Source organism: Sutterella parvirubra YIT 11816 (assembly GCF_000250875.1).
In the GTDB taxonomy this organism is placed as follows: domain Bacteria; phylum Pseudomonadota; class Gammaproteobacteria; order Burkholderiales; family Burkholderiaceae_F; genus Sutterella; species Sutterella parvirubra.
Window position 1 is genome coordinate 1 of sequence record NZ_JH604841.1, and the last position, 575, is coordinate 575.

Genomic DNA, 575 nt, shown 5'->3' on the forward strand with positions numbered 1-575 from the left:
GAGTCAATCGCATAGACTGGCTTGTCGTACTTCGACGAGAAGCACAGGTTGAAAAGGTCTGCGTAGTGCTCAAGGAGCTTGAAGTAGAACTGCTCGAAGATGCGATAGTCGCGGCGCGCATTCGCATAGGCTAGCGAGGTTCGTTTGAGGGCCTGGGCGCCTCCGGCGTGATTGAGCGACCCAAGGGCGGAGTAGAGCCCGTCCTCAATCTCGCGCAGCGAGTCGCACCCTCCGATATGGCAGAATACGAGGGCGACGAGTTGATCCCATACGGTGAACTTGGACGCGTTGCCTGGTTTGTAGAACTGAGCCGCGATGCCTTCGAGAATCGAGCGGGGCATCATGCCTACGAGCTGGGCGAACAAGGTCGTCGTAGCTTTCTTCATGGCGGGGAAGTGTGCTGATTTTCTGTGGTAAGCGAATCGTACATTCCCCCGTCACTATTTGAGGCGGTGCCCCAGCTGAAAACTCACCGCATGAACAGAAAAGGCGCCGAATCGGCGCCTCATCGCTGAACCACTGTTTCAGCCCCTCCAAACAAGCTCCTGTACCACATTTCAATTTGGACAGGAGTG

The 575-nt window shown here is 56.0% G+C and carries 1 protein-coding gene; it reads right to left on the reverse strand.

Annotation, left to right across the window (positions count from 1 at the left end):
* On the reverse strand, positions 1-386 hold a 386-nt coding region (locus tag HMPREF9440_RS11085; protein WP_008540388.1), incomplete at its 3' end, for a DUF4372 domain-containing protein.
* Positions 387-575: the final 189 nt, after the last annotated feature.